Origin of the sequence: Anaerostipes sp. AF04-45, assembly GCF_003461725.1 — a bacterium.
Lineage (GTDB): Bacteria > Bacillota > Clostridia > Lachnospirales > Lachnospiraceae > Anaerostipes > Anaerostipes caccae.
Map to the genome: position 1 here is coordinate 236,864 of NZ_QTXQ01000002.1, position 16,971 is coordinate 253,834.

The 16,971-nt window shown below is 46.6% G+C and carries 18 protein-coding genes; 3 read left to right on the plus strand and 15 right to left on the minus strand.

Going from position 1 to position 16,971, the window contains the following annotated elements; translation table 11 throughout:
- Nucleotides 1-54: 54 nt before the first annotated feature.
- The 9 genes from DWV34_RS04070 to DWV34_RS17925 all read right to left on the minus strand — a co-directional run bounded on the left by DWV34_RS04070 (nucleotide 55) and on the right by DWV34_RS17925 (nucleotide 9,241).
- The gene (locus DWV34_RS04070) at nucleotides 55-903 is read right to left on the minus strand and encodes a MurR/RpiR family transcriptional regulator (protein WP_006568990.1); all 849 of its coding nucleotides are present in this window, start codon (nucleotides 901-903) and stop codon (nucleotides 55-57) included.
- A 13-nt stretch (nucleotides 904-916) separates the two neighbouring features.
- Entirely contained in the window at nucleotides 917-2,179 is a 1,263-nt protein-coding gene (locus DWV34_RS04075) for a zinc-binding dehydrogenase (protein WP_009290420.1), read from the minus strand.
- 23 nt (nucleotides 2,180-2,202) lie between these two features.
- Nucleotides 2,203-3,045 (minus strand): PTS system mannose/fructose/sorbose family transporter subunit IID, encoded by an 843-nt coding sequence (locus DWV34_RS04080; protein WP_006568992.1) that lies wholly within the window; start codon nucleotides 3,043-3,045, stop codon nucleotides 2,203-2,205.
- A 20-nt stretch (nucleotides 3,046-3,065) separates the two neighbouring features.
- Nucleotides 3,066-3,896 carry a PTS mannose/fructose/sorbose transporter subunit IIC gene (locus tag DWV34_RS04085; protein WP_006568993.1) on the minus strand — a complete coding sequence of 277 codons (831 nt, stop codon included), beginning with the start codon at nucleotides 3,894-3,896 and terminating at the stop codon, nucleotides 3,066-3,068.
- Between the two features lie 27 nt (nucleotides 3,897-3,923).
- Nucleotides 3,924-4,397 (minus strand): mannose/fructose/sorbose PTS transporter subunit IIB, encoded by a 474-nt coding sequence (locus tag DWV34_RS04090; RefSeq protein WP_006568994.1) that lies wholly within the window; start codon nucleotides 4,395-4,397, stop codon nucleotides 3,924-3,926.
- Nucleotides 4,397-4,819: a PTS sugar transporter subunit IIA gene (locus tag DWV34_RS04095; protein WP_006568995.1), complete on the minus strand. Its 423-nt coding sequence runs from the start codon at nucleotides 4,817-4,819 to the stop codon at nucleotides 4,397-4,399. Before DWV34_RS04095 ends, DWV34_RS04090 begins: the two co-directional genes overlap by 1 nt.
- A gap of 218 nt (nucleotides 4,820-5,037) precedes the next feature.
- Entirely contained in the window at nucleotides 5,038-5,694 is a 657-nt protein-coding gene (locus tag DWV34_RS04100) for a CDC27 family protein (RefSeq protein WP_006568996.1), read from the minus strand.
- Between the two features lie 58 nt (nucleotides 5,695-5,752).
- The gene (locus tag DWV34_RS04105; protein ID WP_009290419.1) at nucleotides 5,753-7,090 is read right to left on the minus strand and encodes an MATE family efflux transporter; all 1,338 of its coding nucleotides are present in this window, start codon (nucleotides 7,088-7,090) and stop codon (nucleotides 5,753-5,755) included.
- 399 nt (nucleotides 7,091-7,489) lie between these two features.
- Nucleotides 7,490-9,241: a S8 family peptidase gene (locus DWV34_RS17925; RefSeq protein WP_009290418.1), complete on the minus strand. Its 1,752-nt coding sequence runs from the start codon at nucleotides 9,239-9,241 to the stop codon at nucleotides 7,490-7,492.
- 155 nt (nucleotides 9,242-9,396) lie between these two features.
- Here DWV34_RS17925 and modA point away from each other — a divergent pair, with 155 nt between their 5' ends.
- The 3 genes from modA to DWV34_RS04125 are packed head-to-tail and all read left to right on the plus strand — an operon-like array spanning nucleotide 9,397 to nucleotide 11,920.
- Nucleotides 9,397-10,191: a molybdate ABC transporter substrate-binding protein gene (gene modA, locus DWV34_RS04115; RefSeq protein WP_118475523.1), complete on the plus strand. Its 795-nt coding sequence runs from the start codon at nucleotides 9,397-9,399 to the stop codon at nucleotides 10,189-10,191.
- A complete protein-coding gene (gene modB, locus DWV34_RS04120; RefSeq protein WP_187115073.1) occupies nucleotides 10,191-10,874 on the plus strand; it encodes a molybdate ABC transporter permease subunit in 684 nt (227 codons plus the stop codon). Before modA ends, modB begins: the two co-directional genes overlap by 1 nt.
- Nucleotides 10,871-11,920 (plus strand): sulfate/molybdate ABC transporter ATP-binding protein, encoded by a 1,050-nt coding sequence (locus DWV34_RS04125; RefSeq protein ID WP_022260884.1) that lies wholly within the window; start codon nucleotides 10,871-10,873, stop codon nucleotides 11,918-11,920. The genes modB and DWV34_RS04125 overlap by 4 nt, the downstream gene beginning before the upstream one ends.
- A 48-nt stretch (nucleotides 11,921-11,968) precedes the next feature.
- Here DWV34_RS04125 and DWV34_RS04130 read toward each other — a convergent pair whose 3' ends face one another.
- The 6 genes from DWV34_RS04130 to DWV34_RS04155 all read right to left on the minus strand — a co-directional run bounded on the left by DWV34_RS04130 (nucleotide 11,969) and on the right by DWV34_RS04155 (nucleotide 16,814).
- Nucleotides 11,969-12,550 carry a nucleotidyltransferase family protein gene (locus DWV34_RS04130; RefSeq protein ID WP_022260885.1) on the minus strand — a complete coding sequence of 194 codons (582 nt, stop codon included), beginning with the start codon at nucleotides 12,548-12,550 and terminating at the stop codon, nucleotides 11,969-11,971.
- A gap of 2 nt (nucleotides 12,551-12,552) precedes the next feature.
- Nucleotides 12,553-13,539, minus strand: coding sequence for an XdhC family protein (locus DWV34_RS04135; RefSeq protein WP_009290413.1), 987 nt, complete (start codon nucleotides 13,537-13,539; stop codon nucleotides 12,553-12,555).
- Between the two features lie 11 nt (nucleotides 13,540-13,550).
- Entirely contained in the window at nucleotides 13,551-14,426 is an 876-nt protein-coding gene (locus tag DWV34_RS04140) for a methionyl aminopeptidase (protein ID WP_009290412.1), read from the minus strand.
- An 81-nt stretch (nucleotides 14,427-14,507) separates the two neighbouring features.
- The gene (locus tag DWV34_RS04145; RefSeq protein WP_009290411.1) at nucleotides 14,508-15,317 is read right to left on the minus strand and encodes an ABC transporter permease subunit; all 810 of its coding nucleotides are present in this window, start codon (nucleotides 15,315-15,317) and stop codon (nucleotides 14,508-14,510) included.
- Nucleotides 15,310-16,200: an ABC transporter ATP-binding protein gene (locus DWV34_RS04150; protein WP_009290410.1), complete on the minus strand. Its 891-nt coding sequence runs from the start codon at nucleotides 16,198-16,200 to the stop codon at nucleotides 15,310-15,312. Before DWV34_RS04150 ends, DWV34_RS04145 begins: the two co-directional genes overlap by 8 nt.
- Entirely contained in the window at nucleotides 16,197-16,814 is a 618-nt protein-coding gene (locus DWV34_RS04155; RefSeq protein WP_009290409.1) for a TetR/AcrR family transcriptional regulator, read from the minus strand. The genes DWV34_RS04150 and DWV34_RS04155 overlap by 4 nt, the downstream gene beginning before the upstream one ends.
- Nucleotides 16,815-16,971: the final 157 nt, after the last annotated feature.

A 16,971-nucleotide genomic window follows, 5' to 3' on the forward strand; every position in this document is an offset into this window, starting at 1 on the left:
TATCACCCATTGGAGGAGGGATATTAAAATGAAACGAAAACTGTGATAAAAAACTTAAATCTTATCTTCCGCCACTGACTGTTCATGTTCAGTCAAGTTTTTGAAAGAATCCCACTTTGTTGAAAACAGCAGCAGGAAAAGGCTGTCGATCACTGCCATGGCAGCCATCCTTGTAAAACTGACCTGATCGTGGAAAACCTGCTCCCTTGTTGCGGTCACCAGCGTATAGTCACTTGCCTCCGCAAGGGGTGACTTGGCCTGGTTCGTGATAGCAACTACTTTCACTCCGTTTTCCTTGGCAATGTTGGCCATATTAAGCAGATGTCTGGAAGCTCCGGAGGCGGAAACGGCGATCATGACATCACCTTTTCTCATGGTCCTCGCATAGGCTTCCTGGGTTTCCCAGATGGTAGAGCCGACTGCCGGGATTCCGAGCTGATTGAACTTATAAGATCCGTCCAGTGCGATCGGAATCGTGTTCCCCATGGCAGTAAACTCTACTACCTTGGCATTCAGGATCAGGTCTATGATCTCCCTGAGCATCTTTCCGTCGATGCTGCTCAGAGTCTCTTTCAGTTCCTCCATCTTGCTGGCCATAATATTCATCAGTGACTGTTCGATATTGTCGATACTGATCTCATTAGAAAACTCATGGTCATCCTGTTCCCGCATTTCCTTCGCCATCTTGATCTTCAGATGGTGATAGCCGTTGCACCCGATTTTCTTACAGAACCGGACGATCGTAGCCTGGCTGGCCTCACATGCCGCAGCCAGCTCAGAAACTGACATCTCGATTGCCTTTTCCTGATGATTCATCAGATAATCCGCAACCTTCTTTTCGGCATCAAACAGACTGTCATATGCAGAAAATATCTGATTCCTTACCGTTGCTTCCTTTGCCATAAAACTCTCCCTTTCAAATCTCTGGAGCGTTTTCTAAAAAGTATGCTTCTGCTTCTGCGCTCCATAAGTGACCATGTTTTTCAAGAATCGGACCGAGTCCTTCTTTTAATTTATTGTCACTTATTTCGCTGAGCTTGTCAACTTCGGTCAGCGGAAACTTCCTGTGCGTATAGACGACTTTTTTCCCTCCCCCAAGGTTCGGAAGCTGCTTCGTTGTCTCAGCCACCTGGTCGAGTCCAAGCACATGGGTTGCGATCTTTGCCACATTCACAATCTTATGTTCGATCAGCTCGATCGACTGCTTCATATCATCCGTATTCCCTCCGCTTGTACCGATGAAATGTGTGGAATTATAATGTACATTGTAAAAATTCACAGGAGCCGTAAACCCGGTGTCGGCAGGTCCTGAGAAGAAGTTCAGGCATCCGTCGAAGGCCAGAAGCTTCTCTCCCTGGGTTACCATCTGCTCATTCGGCGCAAACACAAAGACATCATCAAATCCCCGTCCGTCTTCTGTTAATTCCCGCAGAGGGCCGCTGAAGTCTTCCATCTGTCCCGTATTGACGTAGACAAGTTTGATTCCCTGTTTTTCCGCCTCTTCTTCTGTATACAGCTTCCTCGCAAGATCCAGTTTAGATTCTGTTCTGCCGGTAACCGCCAGCAGTTTTGGTCTCTTCGGGCCGTGCAGCGCAAAGTCAATAGCCAGGAATCCCATGGGACCGGTAGCCCCTAAGATCGCCATATTTCCATTTTCTTTGACTCCCATGACATGTTCATAGCTGTACATCTTCTTGTGGTGGTACTGTGCGTTAAATGCTCCGACCACACAGGACAGCGGTTCCACCAGGGAGCCTTCAAAGAAGGACTCCCCGTTGTATTTCAAAAGAGAACCGTTTTCCATGATCTGATTCATCAGCACGATCTTTGTGGCGTCTCCCCCTGCATAAGGATAGGAATACCCCGGAGCAAAACCATTTTTCGTCCCGATGTTCGGCTGGATGACAAACTTGTCACCCGCCTGAAACTGATCTTTCCATTTTTCACCTACCGAAAGGATCACTCCGCAGAATTCATGCCCCAGGATGATCGGATTTTCATTGATGTCTTCCGGCACCTTTTTATGTTTTTCACCCTGTATCGCCGCCTTATAGCTGGACATGCAAAGGCTGTCTGTCACGACCTCAGCAAGAATCTCATCCTCTTTGATCGGAGGAAGTTCAAATTCTTCCAGTCTTATATCTTCCTGTCCGTACAGTCTTACTGCTTTTGTCTTCATTCTTCACTCCTCCCAGAGAATCTCTATGCTCCTAAAATTCCTAATCCATAACCGATGATGCCGACTGCAAATAAGATAAAGATGATCAGGATCGGACTGATATTCTTCTTTAACAGGCGGCAGACAACTAAGGTCAAAACAAGTCCCAGCAGTCCCGGCATAAGCTGGTCTAAAATGTTCTGCACGGTTGTGACCGTTGTCTTTCCGTTTGCGGTAACCTTAGATACAACAAGCGGAACGTTGATGGTCGTCCACTTTGAAACCAAAGCACCCATGACGAACAGTCCTAAGATAGAAGCACACTCTGTAACTTTCTGAAGCATGTTTCCTGCCAGATTCTTTACAAGGTCCAGTCCCTTTTTGTAACCAAACTCCAAGCCAAAGTATAATGCGGCCAGACGAACTGCGTTAAAAAGTACAAAGAATAATAACGGTCCTAAAATGTTTCCTGTCAATGCCATGGATGCACCGATTGCTGCCGTGATCGGACGAAGGGTTCCCCAGAAGATCGGATCACCGACTCCGCACAGAGGTCCCATCAGACCGATTTTGATGCTTCCGATGGTTCCCTCATCGATGTCCGCGCCGTTTGCCTTTGTTTCCTCCAAGGCTGCTGTCACACCGAGTACCGGTCCGACGCAGGCCGGAGTTACGTTAAAGAAGGTCATATGGCGCTTTAACGCTTCTGACTGTTCCTTTTTTGTGTGATAAAGTCTCTTGATGGCCGGCACCATGTCGAATGCAAATCCGAGAGCATGAATACGCTCAAAGTTAAAAGATGCCTGCTGGAAGTTGCTCCTTAAAAACATACTGACACGGTCTTTTTTTGTTAAAGTATTTTCTGTGTTTTTGATTTCTTCACTCATATCTTGTTTCCTCCCTTTTCCTAATCTAATTCATCGTCTAAGTCGTCATCTAAATCCGCATCCATGGATGCCCCTCCTGCCGGAGCAGCCGCTGCCGGAACAGCTTTCGGCATATTAAATTTTGGATTTAACTGTATGTAAATAAGTCCGAATACGATACCCATGATACCAAACGCAACTAAGTTGAAGTCTGTGAATGCGGCAATGACGAATCCGAGGAAGAAAAACGGCATAAGATATTTTGCTCCCATCATGTTCAGCACCATTGCATAACCAACAACTACGATAAATCCTCCGGCTACGGAAAGCCCTGTTGTAATCACGTCAGGGATCATGTTCAGCATACTCTGAACCCCTGTCGGACTGACAACCATAGACACTAAAAGACATGGAATAGCAACACGAAGTGCCTGAACTGCCAGAGCGGTGATATGGCAGATGTCAATCATCTTAAAGTTTGCATCCTCCGCATATTTATCTGCCGCATGCTGGAAAAAGATTGTGACAGTTCTTGCCAGCACGGTCAGCACCTGTCCTGCAACTGCAACCGGAAGTGCGATGGCGATTCCTGCGGATACAGACTGATTTCCTACGATAACGAGAATGGTAGAAATAACACTGGCAAGTGCGGAGTCCGGAGACTGTGCCGCTCCAATGTTCATCCATCCGAGGGCGATCATCTCAAGAGTACCCCCAAGCATAACTCCGGTCTTTACATCACCGAGAATGATTCCCACCAGTGTACATGCGATCAGCGGTCTGTGTGTCTGAAAAGAATCCAGCACACTTCCCATTCCTACGATACAAGATACGATAAACAGCAATACAATTTGAATTCCTGATAATCCCATAATAGTTCCTCCCTTTTCTTTCCTCTATCAGATTTTTGTCATTAAGTCGATTTTATTGTCTGTGGCTACCGGACGGATTTCCAGCTCTACGCCTCTCTCATGCATTTTGCGGAAAGCATCCTTATCGCTTTCATCCACAGACACAGCTTTTGTAATTTGTTCTTTTCCTGTTTTGAAAGCCATTCCTCCGATGTTGACACTTGTGATCGGCACACCGCCTTCGATCATTCTTAATACATCCTGCGGACATGTAAATAATAAAAACACAGTATCATTTTCATATTTAGGATTGTTGTAAACACGAATTGCTTTGGCGATATCGACAACGCTGACTTTGATTCCCGGAGGCCCCACCTGTAAAAGCAGTGTCTTTCTGATATCGTCCTTTGCCACCTCGTCACTGCACACGATGATTCTTTCCGCATTCGCCTCTTTTGCCCAGACAGTTGCTACCTGTCCGTGAATCAGTCTGTCATCGATCCTGCATAAATTGATTTTCATTATAATTCATCCTCCTCTTCTTTTTCATTCTGCCGGTTTAATAAGTTTCTGCATGATTTTATGTAGGTGTCTTTTCCAAGCTTGTCATACACTTCCCATGGACGAATCTCTTCATATGTCTCTCTGATGCCAACCACATCAAGGAGCATCGGAAGGCTCAGTCCGGAAATCACATCTGTGTTTTCAGTCTGTGCTGCGATCTGAAATGCCGCATTATAGGGGCTTCCTCCGAACAAATCCACCAAAAACAGTACATCTTCTCCCTCTGTCATACAGTTCTGGTACTTTTGTTTCAGATCGTCGGCATTTTCGCCAGGAACAAAAGTAACGGCCTCCGCATTTTCAATTCCGCCGAAAACCATATTGGCTGAATTGACCACTTCCTGTGCCATCTGCCCGTGGGCAGCGATGATCAGTTTCATACATATCCTCCTTTAGAGTAACTTAGTTTTGCTTCATCACTTTTTGTGAAACTATATTTTATGTTTATATTTTAACGATAAAATTTTATTTTGTCAATACTTTTATTTAAGAAACAAAACTTTATTTCACACAAACTTTATCCATGGAATTTGTCGTTTTTGCACAAAAAAAGAGCTCCGTTTACGGAACTCCATTTTTACACTGCTTTGAAGATCATCTATCTGGTCTCCAGAAATGTAGCCTCTTTTTTCCCTTTTTCATCGTCCGGATAGGCTTTTACATATTCTTTTGCATAACGGTATGCTGTTTTAAAGTCAAACTTTGCTTCATAAAGACTGATCCTTGCAAACATCAGATCTTTTTTCTTTGTGGTAAGATTCTGCTTCAACGCTTCACCGACAACAGAAAGCCCTTCATCGTACTTCTCCTGCTTTGCCAGAATACTATACTTGGCATAATAACTCTCTCCTTCTGATGGCAGAGAACGAATCCCTTCACTGCAGACCTCCAGTGCCTGTTCTTCCTGCCCCAATCCCATGTAACAAAGTGCTTTCCATTCATAGGCCCTTCCCTGCGGCTTTTTCTCTATGATCCGGTCATAGATACGGATGGCATCTTTATAACGCTTCAGCCGATAGAGCGATTCCGCCTGGTAAAACATCACATCATTTTTCTGGTTTGTCCACAGGATGGTCTTTTTACCTCCTGCTTTTTCAAATGCCTCATACGCTTTCTGGTATTCCCCTTTGGAGAGCATCTCGATTCCGTCATTCGCCGTAAGCTTCTGAGTCACATACTCATATCCGAGAAATCCCGCACCGCCGAGAACAATAACCAGGACCGCGATCAGGACTGCTTTTAATTTCTTATCCATGTCATATTCTCCTTTTCACTTCAAGTCATTTAGATTTTAACACAACACGTCCGAAAATTCACCTTTTATTACTGTATTTCCGGTATAAAAGGACTGCTGCCAGAGCCGCTGCCGCCTCTGCTGCCGGAAAAGAAACCCAAATTCCATTGACTCCCATCCGTGAAACCAGGAATAAAGAAAGAACCGGAATGATAAAAAACTGTCTCAGTGTAGACACGGCAAGAGACGCGCTCCCTTTTCCCAGCGCCTCAAAGACACCGGAAAATACGACTCCCACAGCAGAGAACAGGAAGCCAATACTGATGATCCTAAATGCCATGATTCCCATTTTAAGAAGCGTTCCTCCAGCGTGGAACAATCCCATAATCTGCACAGGAAAAACAACAAATAATATGGTTCCTGCGGCCATAATCCCACCGGTGACAAGAAGGCTGTCCCGAATCGTCTCTTTCACTCTGTCGTCTCTTCCTGCCCCGTAGTTAAAACTGATGATAGGCCTCATTCCCTGGATCAGACCGTTGGACGGCATATAGATAAATGTCTGTACTTTAAAATAAATGCCGAGTACTGCAATCCCCACTTCTGAAATTCCGGCCAGTATCCCATTCAGGATCGAGATCAATATAGACGGCAGAGACATGGTGATGGCGGACGGAACTGCTACCATATAAATCTTTTTGAGCAGTTCCCGGTCAAATGCAAAGCCGCGAAACCGGATGTGGACGGTATGTTCCTTCCGAAACAGGAGGAAAACAGCGAGGAGGCAGGCGCTCCACTGTCCGATCACTGTGGCGATTGCTGCTCCTGCTACTCCCATTTTAGGAAAGATACCAACCCCAAAAATAAAAAGAGGATCTAATATAATATTGATCAAGGCGCCCATCCCTTGCAGGATCATCGGCACTTTCATATTACCCATCGCCTGAAAAATCTTTTCTATTGCTACATGAACAAGTGAACCGGCAGACAACAGCACGACAATATATGTATACTGGCTGCTCAGGGAAAGGACTTCCGGGTCCTTTGTAAACATTCCAAGATACGCACGGATTCCCAGGAGGCCGGCAGCGATAAAAACCAGTGCATGAAGACCGGCCAGCACCAGTCCGTGGGCAGCTGCCTGATCTGCTTTTTTGGTATCCCCTGTTCCGTGACTCATGGCAATACAGGCATTTATGCCCACTCCCAGTCCTACACCGACGGATAAGATGAGGTTTTGCAGAGGATAAGCCAGTGAAATTGCAGTGATAGCGTTCACACCAAGCCTGGCTGCAAACATACTGTCTACGATATTGTAAAGCGACTGGATCATCATTGAGATCATAGGAGGCACGGCCATAGAAATCAGCAGAGGAAATACCTTTTTCGTACCCATTGGGTTTGCAATAGTATCCATAATTTCTCCTTTCCATGTAAAAAAGCTATATATTTTTCTGTTTGTGATCAGAAACAGAAAAATATATAGCTTTTTTACAGCAGGGACAGAATAGCATATAGTAAAAGAAGCTGTCAAGCATGAAACAACAAAACAGCTGAAAATTTTTCTCCGACTTTTTATCTGTGCCTGTGCATTCATGGGAAATTATACCCGGAACAGCTTTATCTTTTGTATGTGCTGCTATTTTAATTTTACTGCTCCGGGTATAATGCTCCACTTAGGAAGTATATTACATTTGGATTGATTTAACAAGAATCCGGCGAAATAAATTTTATGTTTGGTATAGACCCCCTGCATATATAAATTCCTTTTTTTCTTTTTTTAGTGTATCCTACATTTTTTTAAAATAAAAACATTTTATATCGGCAGACTGTCCCTCACACACAGCTTCCCATACCCCACCTGCGAATTTGAATACTCACTAAATCCCGGAAGTTCCCTTGCTCCCTTCTGCAGGTATGCCTTAATCTTCTCTCCGTATAAAAATGGATCATTCCCTCTCACAATCCCCCACTCCATTAAAAGTGCCGCGCTGCCCGTCACAAACGGCGTTGCCATGGAAGTTCCGCTCATTCTTGTATTTCCCCCGCCAGGACTTGCCCCCAGAATTCCCACGCCAGGAGCCACAATATCCGGTTTTTCCATACAGATATTCAAATCTCCCCTTCCGGAAAAAGATGCATAAGAATTATAAAATACATCGTAGGCTCCCACCGATATCACACTTCTTGCTGTAGAAGGAATCGTCAGTGTCAGATCCAGGCTGGGTTCTAAAAATCTGGTTCCCTCATTGGTTCCGGCGGATACAGGCAGCCACATGTAATAGTCCCCTCTGACAATCCTTCCCGGTTCCATCACAATGGTCCACTGACCGCTTTCGATCTCACTGCCCTGCGGCACAAAGGCAAAATAGATTTCCTGAAGCCTGTTATAAGGAGTCGGAGAACCATAATAGACATAAACCGTTGTCGTCCCAAACCGGTAGTCAGTCCTGCCCTCCTGGTCCTGGATCTCCCTTCGCTCTCCGGAGGGACTTTGAAGCCACAGTCTGAATTCATCCACATAATTTTTCCACAGCTGCAAATTCAGGCTCTGTTCATACGGCGCCACTGCAAAGATCACATCTTCCGGCTGCCTTAAACATCCCTGCCTGTGCCTGCCTGATGCTCCCTCGTTTCCTGTTCCAATGCAGACAGCGGTCTGCCACTGACCTGCCATCTGGCTGATATATGTTTCAAGCAGGGAATTTCCTCTGTGGTCTCCATAATTATTCCCATAACTTAAATTTACGCTGACCGGCTTTCCCTTTGCCTCAGCGTAACGGATCACGTACTCCAGAGCCGTCATCAGCTGTGTCGTTCTGGGAAACCCCTGTTCCGTCGCATTTCCAAGCTTCACCACAATCAGAGAGGATTTGTCTGCAACGCCCTGCCTTCCCGCACAGATGGAAGCCACATGGGTCCCGTGCCCGTTCGTATCTCTGCTTGGCACAATCTCCCTGCCCTCTGCCGCCGGTGCCTTCAGCGCACGGTTTATCTCTTCCTTTGTATATACACTCCCCTCATAAAAACCTTCCGGCGGATGCCCCGGAATCGTCTGATCCCATAAAGTTTCAATCACCGTATTCCCCTGGTCGTCAATGAAATCCGGATGAAAAATATCGATGCCCGTATCGATCACAGCCACATAGGTTCCATCGCCGTGGAGCCCCTTTTGTCCATCCCTTACCGACAGAATACAGGAGGCGGCAATCCCCGCCTGATCACTCAGCAGAAGATTTTTAGGCTTTTCCATATAAATAACCTGAGGAAGGTTTGAAAAAGCATCGATGGATTCCTCGGGCAGATAAGCTATGGCATATTCATTGCTCAAGGCTTCCAGCCTTCCTCCTTCCGGAACCGGAATCTGACTGATCTCACCGATATACCTGATAATCAATTCCCACAGATTCTGCTGCCTGTCATACCCCACATCCAAGTCTCTGCTCTTCTCCCGTTCTTCAGGAGTCAGACTCAGAGAAAGGTTCAGCTGATTTTCTATTTTTTCGTCCATATCAATCCCCGCAATTTCCCTGTTATTTGAATCTATGAACCCGGTCTCCTCACTCATTTATAGTTTTTACCTATGAATAGCCGAAAATTCACCGCAGCCTCTTCTTCCCAAAAGAAGTTTCAGTCTTTTATTTGCTTTTCAAATAAAACGGTTTTCCTTTTTCAGGTAAAGTAGAGATATAAAAATGAAATACAGGAGGATACACGATAATAATGAAAAAACAAATATTTGTCATGCTTACTGCCACAGTACTGGGCGCTGCTGTTCTGTCCGGATGCAGTTCCAAAGGCAAAAATGCAGCCGAAAAAAAAACTGTCACACTGACCATTTCCGCGGCCGCCAGTCTTACGGATGTGACAAAGGACATCGCCGAAAAATATAAAGAAAAGGAACCCAATGTGGAACTTCGCTTTTCCTACGGAAGTTCCGGAGCACTTCAGTCACAGATTGAAGAGGGGGCGGACGCAGACGTTTTCATGTCGGCTGCCCAAAAACAGATGGATGCTCTCTCAAAAAAGAATCTGATCAGTAAAAAATCCCGGACGGATCTGCTGGAAAACAAGCTTGTACTGATCGTACCAAAAGGCAGCCAGACATCTATTAAAACTTTTGAAGATCTGGCAGATTCAAGCGTAAAAAAAGTGGCGCTGGGTGAGCCAAAAGCAGTCCCTGTCGGACAATATTCAGAAGGAGTCTTTCAAAAACTCGGAATTTTGGATAAAATAAAGAAGAAAGCAAACTACGGGAGTGATGTACGTCAGGTCCTCACCTGGGTAGAAAGCGGCGAAGTGGACTGCGGAGTCGTCTATATGACGGATGCGAAACTATCGAAAAAGGTCAAAGTAGTCTGTGGGGCTCCAAAGGAAGCTGCCTACCCTGTGATCTATCCGGTGGCCGTGTTAAAAGACAGCAGACATCAGAAAGAAGCCCAGAAGTTTGCAGATTACTTAAAAACTGATGAAATACTGAAGCTGTTTGAGTCTTACGGCTTCCAAAGGATAAAATAATGCTGGATCTCTCCCCACTGTGGATTTCTTTAAAAGTAGCCTTGCCGGCTACCATCTTTACCTTCGTTCTGGGCATCTGTGCTGCCCGGACTGTTGTAAAACTGAAGCACGGACAGGCTGTCCTCGACGGCCTGTTCACTCTGCCTTTAGTTCTGCCCCCAACCGTCGTAGGTTTTTTCCTGCTGCTGGCTTTCGGGAAAAACAGCCTGGTGGGACAGTTCTTTTCCCAGTTTGGGTTTTCCTTTATATTTTCCTGGCAGGGGGCGGTCATCGCCTCCACTGTCGTCTCATTTCCGCTGATGTACCGCACGGTCCGCGGCGCCTTTGAACAGATCAATCCGGAATATCTGTATGCCGCCAGGACTCTTGGAATGACAGAGAGAAAAATATTCCGAAAGATCATGCTTCCCCTGGCATGGCCGGGCATCCTTGCAGGGACAATTCTTTCCTTTGCGCGGGCTCTCGGCGAATTCGGGGCCACCATCATGATCGCAGGCAATATCCCCGGGAAAACCCAGACCATGTCCGTGGCTGTTTACACGGCTGTGCAGGCAGGTGACCGTGAGAGTGCCTTTCTATGGGTCATGATCATCGTCTGTTTCTCCTTTGTGATGATGCTCGCCTTGAATTTCTGGACATCTTTTCAAGTGCGCCTTATACGGCAGAAAGGAGCGGCAAAATGAGTCTTTATGTAGACATTGAAAAACATCTGCCTGAGTTTCATCTTAAGACTTCTTTTGAGGCAGGCAATGAAATGCTTTCCATCTTGGGAGCTTCGGGCTGCGGAAAAAGCCTGACCCTGAAATGCATTGCCGGAATCGAGACACCGGACCGGGGACGGATTGTTCTTAACGGCAGAGTTTTATTTGACTCCCAAAAACGGATCAATCTGCCCGCAAGGGACCGGAAGGTAGGATATCTGTTTCAAAATTATGCCTTATTCCCTCACATGACGGTGCGTGAAAATATAGCCTGCGGGCTTCCTTCCAGGGACAGGTCTTTTACGGACTCATGGATCGAAAAATTTTATTTGTCCGGCCTCGGAGACCATTATCCCTCCCAGCTTTCCGGCGGCCAGCAGCAGCGCACGGCCCTTGCAAGGATGCTGGCATCCGCTCCTTCCCTGATCATGCTGGATGAACCTTTTTCGGCTTTGGATGATTATCTGAAATGGCAGATGGAACAGGAACTGATGCACATCATACGGGACTTTCCCGGAACCGCCCTGTTCGTCTCCCACAACAGAGACGAAGTGTACCGGATGTCCGACCGGATCGCCGTCATGGGAAACGGACGGCTTAAGACCATACAGCGCAAAAAGGAATTGTTTCAAAATCCGGAATCTCTGGAAGCTGCACTTCTCACCGGATGCAAAAACATTTCACATGCAGAGTATATTGATGACCACACATTTTTTGCGTCCGACTGGAACATTGTCCTGACATCTTCCGTCCCTGTGCCAAAAGATATAAAATATGCCGGTTTCCGGGCCCATTACTTTTCCATCGAACCGGATGCAACTCTGCCCAACACGATGGAATGTACGGTCACGAATATCATTGAAGATACCTTCTCCATGATCCTTCTCTTTCGGGAAAAGCAGAATAAAAAGTCCGGAGACTGGACAGGACTGCGTTTTGAGCTTCCGAAAACGCTCTGGGACGGCCAGATAAAAAAAGATACAGTCTTTCTCAGGTTTCCGAAAGACAAGTTTCTTTTTATGAAATAAACAAAAGTGGATTTTACACGGCTTTCCATCCTGTGTAAAATCCACTTTTTAATTCTTCAGCTGATCCAATGTATCAATATCCCTCAGTTCCTGCCACCCGGCCTCAAATAAAAACACATCTTCCGGATGGCTCTTAACGACCTGCTTGCCTCCCCGGTCTCCCTGTATGGAGAGAAGTTCCTTCGTGTAACAGCTGTGAAACACACACGGGTTTTTCGGAACTCCATTTTCCGAAAGACAGCCGATTCCTTTTCCCGTCCGCAAAAAAGCAGACAAAAATCTCCTGACCGTCTCCTTCTTCAATTCCGGCTGATCGGCCGTAAAGAAAAGATAGTATGCATCCTTTCCGGGGTGAAGATTAGCTTCCAGCCCGATCTGAACCGAGGATGATATCCCCTGTTCGCTGTGCCGGTTCATCAGGCAGAGCGCACCGGTTTCTTTTGCATCCCGGTAAATTTCTTCATAGCGGGTCACCACTGTCACGTCCGCATCTTTCATTTCCCGGGCCAGCGAAAGCATCACATCCAGTGTGTGCCTGTACATAGGTTTACCGCCCATCTCATATAAAAGCTTGTTGGACCCAAAACGGCTGCCGAACCCCGCAGCCAGCAGGATCATGTGAATCTTCATCTCTATATCCTTTCAAACAGGATCCGGACATGCCCGCCGCAGATCATTCCAAGGTCAGAGGCATCTTTTGCTGAGAGGTCGTATTCCTTTACCTGCACGCCAGATACGTGCCCGACCTCCCTGCATGCGGTAAACTCTATACTGCCTCCCCCGATGCTTCCATAAGATGTCCCTCCTTCTCCAAGGAACATCTTGCTGCCTGTTCCTCTCGGGGAAGATCCGCTCTTTGAAAGTATCGTCAGCATGACTCCATGTTCTCCCCCAAGGACCGCATTTGCCACATCCATATCCGCAAAGCCGGTATAGCGGCGGTTCTTTTCTTTCACGATCTCTGCCATGATGCTCACGGCGATCTCCTCCGGAAGCTGTCCTCCAAGGGGCAGACCGATCGGCGAGTGCATAGACTCTACCTTCTCGGCAGAAAACCCTTCTTCCAGCAGGGCATCTTTTGTAATCTTTACTTTCGTGCGGCTGCCGATCATGCCGAAATACGCATGGGGATGGGATAAGACTCTTCTCGCACAGGCCCGGTCTCCCTGGTGTCCCCTGGTTACCGCCACATAAAATGTATTTTCATATCCGAATATTTCCTCCGGCAGGCAGTCAAAATCACAGCAGAGCAGACGGTCCGCCCACGGAAACCGGTCTCTCGTAACAAACTCTTCTCTGTCATCCACTACCGTTATGTCGAATCCAAGGATCTTTCCGATCTGGCAGACCGGCTGTGACACATGCCCTGCTCCTAAAATAACGAGCCTGGGGGCTTCCTGAAAGAGCTCTACAAAAATCTCACGTTTCCCGATCGAAACAACCTCTGTCTGCTCCACCCTCCTGAGTTCAGGAAGAATTTCCTTCCACAAAGGCTTTCCATGCATTTCATCCTGAGTGTAAATGCATTTCTCTCCTGCCGCAGACCCGGAGAGGATCGTAGCACAAAACACCTTCCCCCGTTCCTTCAGCATCTTAAACAACCATTCATATGCAGACAAACAGACACCTCCTAATAAGCCAGCACTTCATATCCCGTCTCTGTCACGAGTACCTGAATCTCCCACTGGGCGGACGGAAGGCCGTCTGCCGTGTAGACGCTCCAGTTATCTCCTCCGTCAGTGTAGACTTCATCGGTTCCCATATTAACCATAGGCTCAATGGTAAATACCATGCCCGGGACCAAAAGCATCTCCGTGCCCTTTTTCGTGACGTAGCTGACAAACGGCTCCTCGTGAAACTCCAGCCCGACACCGTGTCCTCCGATTTCCCGCACGACCGAATATCCATTCTTTACTGCGTGATCGTGGACCGCCTGGCCCATATCTCCCATGAAGCCCCACGGCTTCACCTGCGCAAGTCCTAGTTCCACACACTCCTTCGTCACATCCACAAGCTTCTTCTTTTCATCACTTACATTTCCGATGCAGAACATCCTCGATGAATCCGAGAAATATCCATTATAGATCGTTGACACATCCACATTGATAATATCTCCGTCTTTCAGCACAATATCCTCAGAGGGGATGCCATGGCAAACCTGCTCATTGATGGACGTACATACGCTTTTCGGAAAGCCTTCATATCCCAAAGGAGCAGGGATGCCTCCAAGTTCCTCCGTCTTTTCATGGACCAGACGGTCAATCTCCTCCGTGGTCATCCCTTCCCTGATATGTTCTGCCACATAGTCGAGGACTGCGGTATTGATCTTTCCGCTCTCCCGGATTCCTTCGATCTGTTCCCCGTTTTTGAGAATAAATCTCGGCGGCACAATATGTCCCTGCCGCGCGAATGTCTCTATTTTTTCGTCCGAAGCCATGTGGCAGGCTTTATATTTCTTATTGCTTCCGCACCAGCAGGCATCGTTTCTTCCCAGTTTTCCTAACATGTCAGTTCCTCTTTTCTAAAATTTGTTTTCTGTCCCCTATTATATCACTGGAATCCTTAAGTGTTAAGGAAATCTCTTTTATCAAAGGGGAAGATCTCTTTTTTGAAACCGGTATTTCCCCAGTTCAAAGAGCAGAATTCCGATCAAAAGCAGAATCCCCGACATGGCAACTGCCCTGCTCTCTCCCTTTAGAAGGGCATCCCCGTCAAATAAAGTAAAGACCGTGGCATATTTCAGATTTTCCAGCTTATCCCCCATATTTGAAAGCATCTGTATCAGATAAAAACCAAGAAAGACACCGACCCCGATGCCTGTGGACCTGCGGGTGTCATTGCAGATACAGGACATAAAGAAGAAAAATCCGCTGATGCATACATGGAGGCAGAGCAGTCCCGCATTTAATCTGAGGAATTCCGCGATTTCCAAGTCTCCCGGAAACATCATCTCAGAGCAGACAATGCCCAGCGCCGTGATATAGAAGATCATCAGGCATACGCTGGCTGTCAGGAAAAATCCCTGTGTGCGGATGACTTTTCTTCTGGAATGTGGCGAGGAGAGAATGGATGCCATAGAACCCCTGTCCACATATCCGGCCACCAGCTTATTGGCCGTAAACAGTTCATATATCATAGGCAGCACGAACATAAAAAAACCGTATAAATAGGTTTTTAAAAAACTCTGGAGGGTCGTCCCAGGATTTGTCATCCCTGCGGCGGACATGAGCCCCGGCATCGCCTTCTCAAACTCTGCCAGCATCTCCCCCAGACCGGGTTCAAACATGGAAACCATGACGCTGATATACATGGAGGCCACGGCTGCGATAATCAGGAACACTTTGCAGTTGGATTTTATTTCCCGTTTCAGGAGCGGCATGACAAATATATTATTCATGAGAATCACCTCCGTAAAAATGCAGGAACAAGTCTTCCAGGCTCTGCTTCTGTTCTGTCAGATTTAAGACCCGGTATTTCCCTAAACATCGGATAAACTCTGAGAGTTCTCCCCTGATGCCGACCGTGACCCGGTTTCCCTTGATCTGCCTTACCCCGTCTGTCTCCCTGGAAACTGCCTCTGCTTCCGCCTTTGAACCCAAAGTAACCGTAAAGATTTTCTGCTTGCTCTTTCCGAGTGTCCCCATGTCTTCCACGGCAACAATCTTTCCTTCTCTGATGATCGCCGTGCGGTCACAGGTCCTCTCCACTTCCTCAAACATATGGGAGGACATAAGGATCGTCGCTCCCCTCTTTTTTTCCTCCAGGATCAGTTCCACAAACTGGTTCTGCATCAGAGGGTCCAGCCCGCTCGTTGGTTCATCCAATATGTAGAGATCCGGAGAATCCATGAATGCACATACGATGCCGATCTTTTGTTTCATTCCCTTGGACATTTTTTTGATCCGGCCTCGCGGGTCCAGAGAAAACATATCCATGAGTTCCTGCATCCTGCCCTGATTCTTCATGCCTTTCAGGTCTGCGGCGAATTTAAGAAACTGCTTTCCCGTCATATCATCCATAAATGCGATCTCTCCCGGCAGATAGCCAAGAGATCTGTGAATATCCTTTGCTTTATGAAAACAGTCCATTCCATTGATCATACAGGTTCCGTGATCCGGAGTGGAAAATCCAAGAAGGTGACGGATCGCCGTAGTCTTTCCAGCACCGTTGGGGCCGAGGAATCCCATCACTTCTCCCTTTTTTACAGAAAATGAGACGTCAAAAATCCCCCTCTGGTTTCCATAATCCTTTGTCAGGTGTTTCATTTCAATCGTATTCATAGATACTCCTTTCGGTAGACGCTTCCCTTTATCCAGTCCATCCAGCGCTCATAATCTTCACAGATCCGGTCCAGTTCAAAATCATTTCTGCCCACCGCCTCCCTTAAATATCCGTCTCCCAGATAGTAAAGCAGCATAAATACGTCCTGCGGATCCACATTTTCTTTAAATTTTGAAAAGTCCACCTCTGGAAACCACCGCGGGAACATCTCCTCTAAAAAGGTCTTGTTTCTCTCTGAAAGCTCCTGCTTCACCGCCTCATTTTCTTCATATCTGGCCTTCAGAAGGAATCCGTGGATATACGGGTTATCCTTCATCAGTGCGGATTTTACACGTATTGACAGTTCAAACAGTTTAAAAAAGTCATGTTCTTCTTTAAAATTCATCTCCTCCATCTGCCGCACGATCAGGCCGATCAGGTGATCATACACATAAAGGTATAATGTTTTTTTATTCTTGAAATAGAAAAACAGCAGTCCTTTTGATATTCCGGCCAGTTCTGCCATCCTGTCCGTGGAGGCATACCTATATTCCTTCTCCGCAAATACCCGGACCGCCGAATAAATGATCTTTCTTTGTTTTTCTTCGGGCAGTTTCAAAAACTTTTCGTTCAAAACAGCCTCCTTCCATTGACTGTTCCGGTTCATGAGTTAGTTTGATTATATGACATTGACTCAAAAAAACAACCCCTGTATGTTCCAAAAATCAAGATCAGACTTCGGCTGTAAAGCTCAACTTTTTGAAATATTGTAAAACCATATCCGGTGCGTT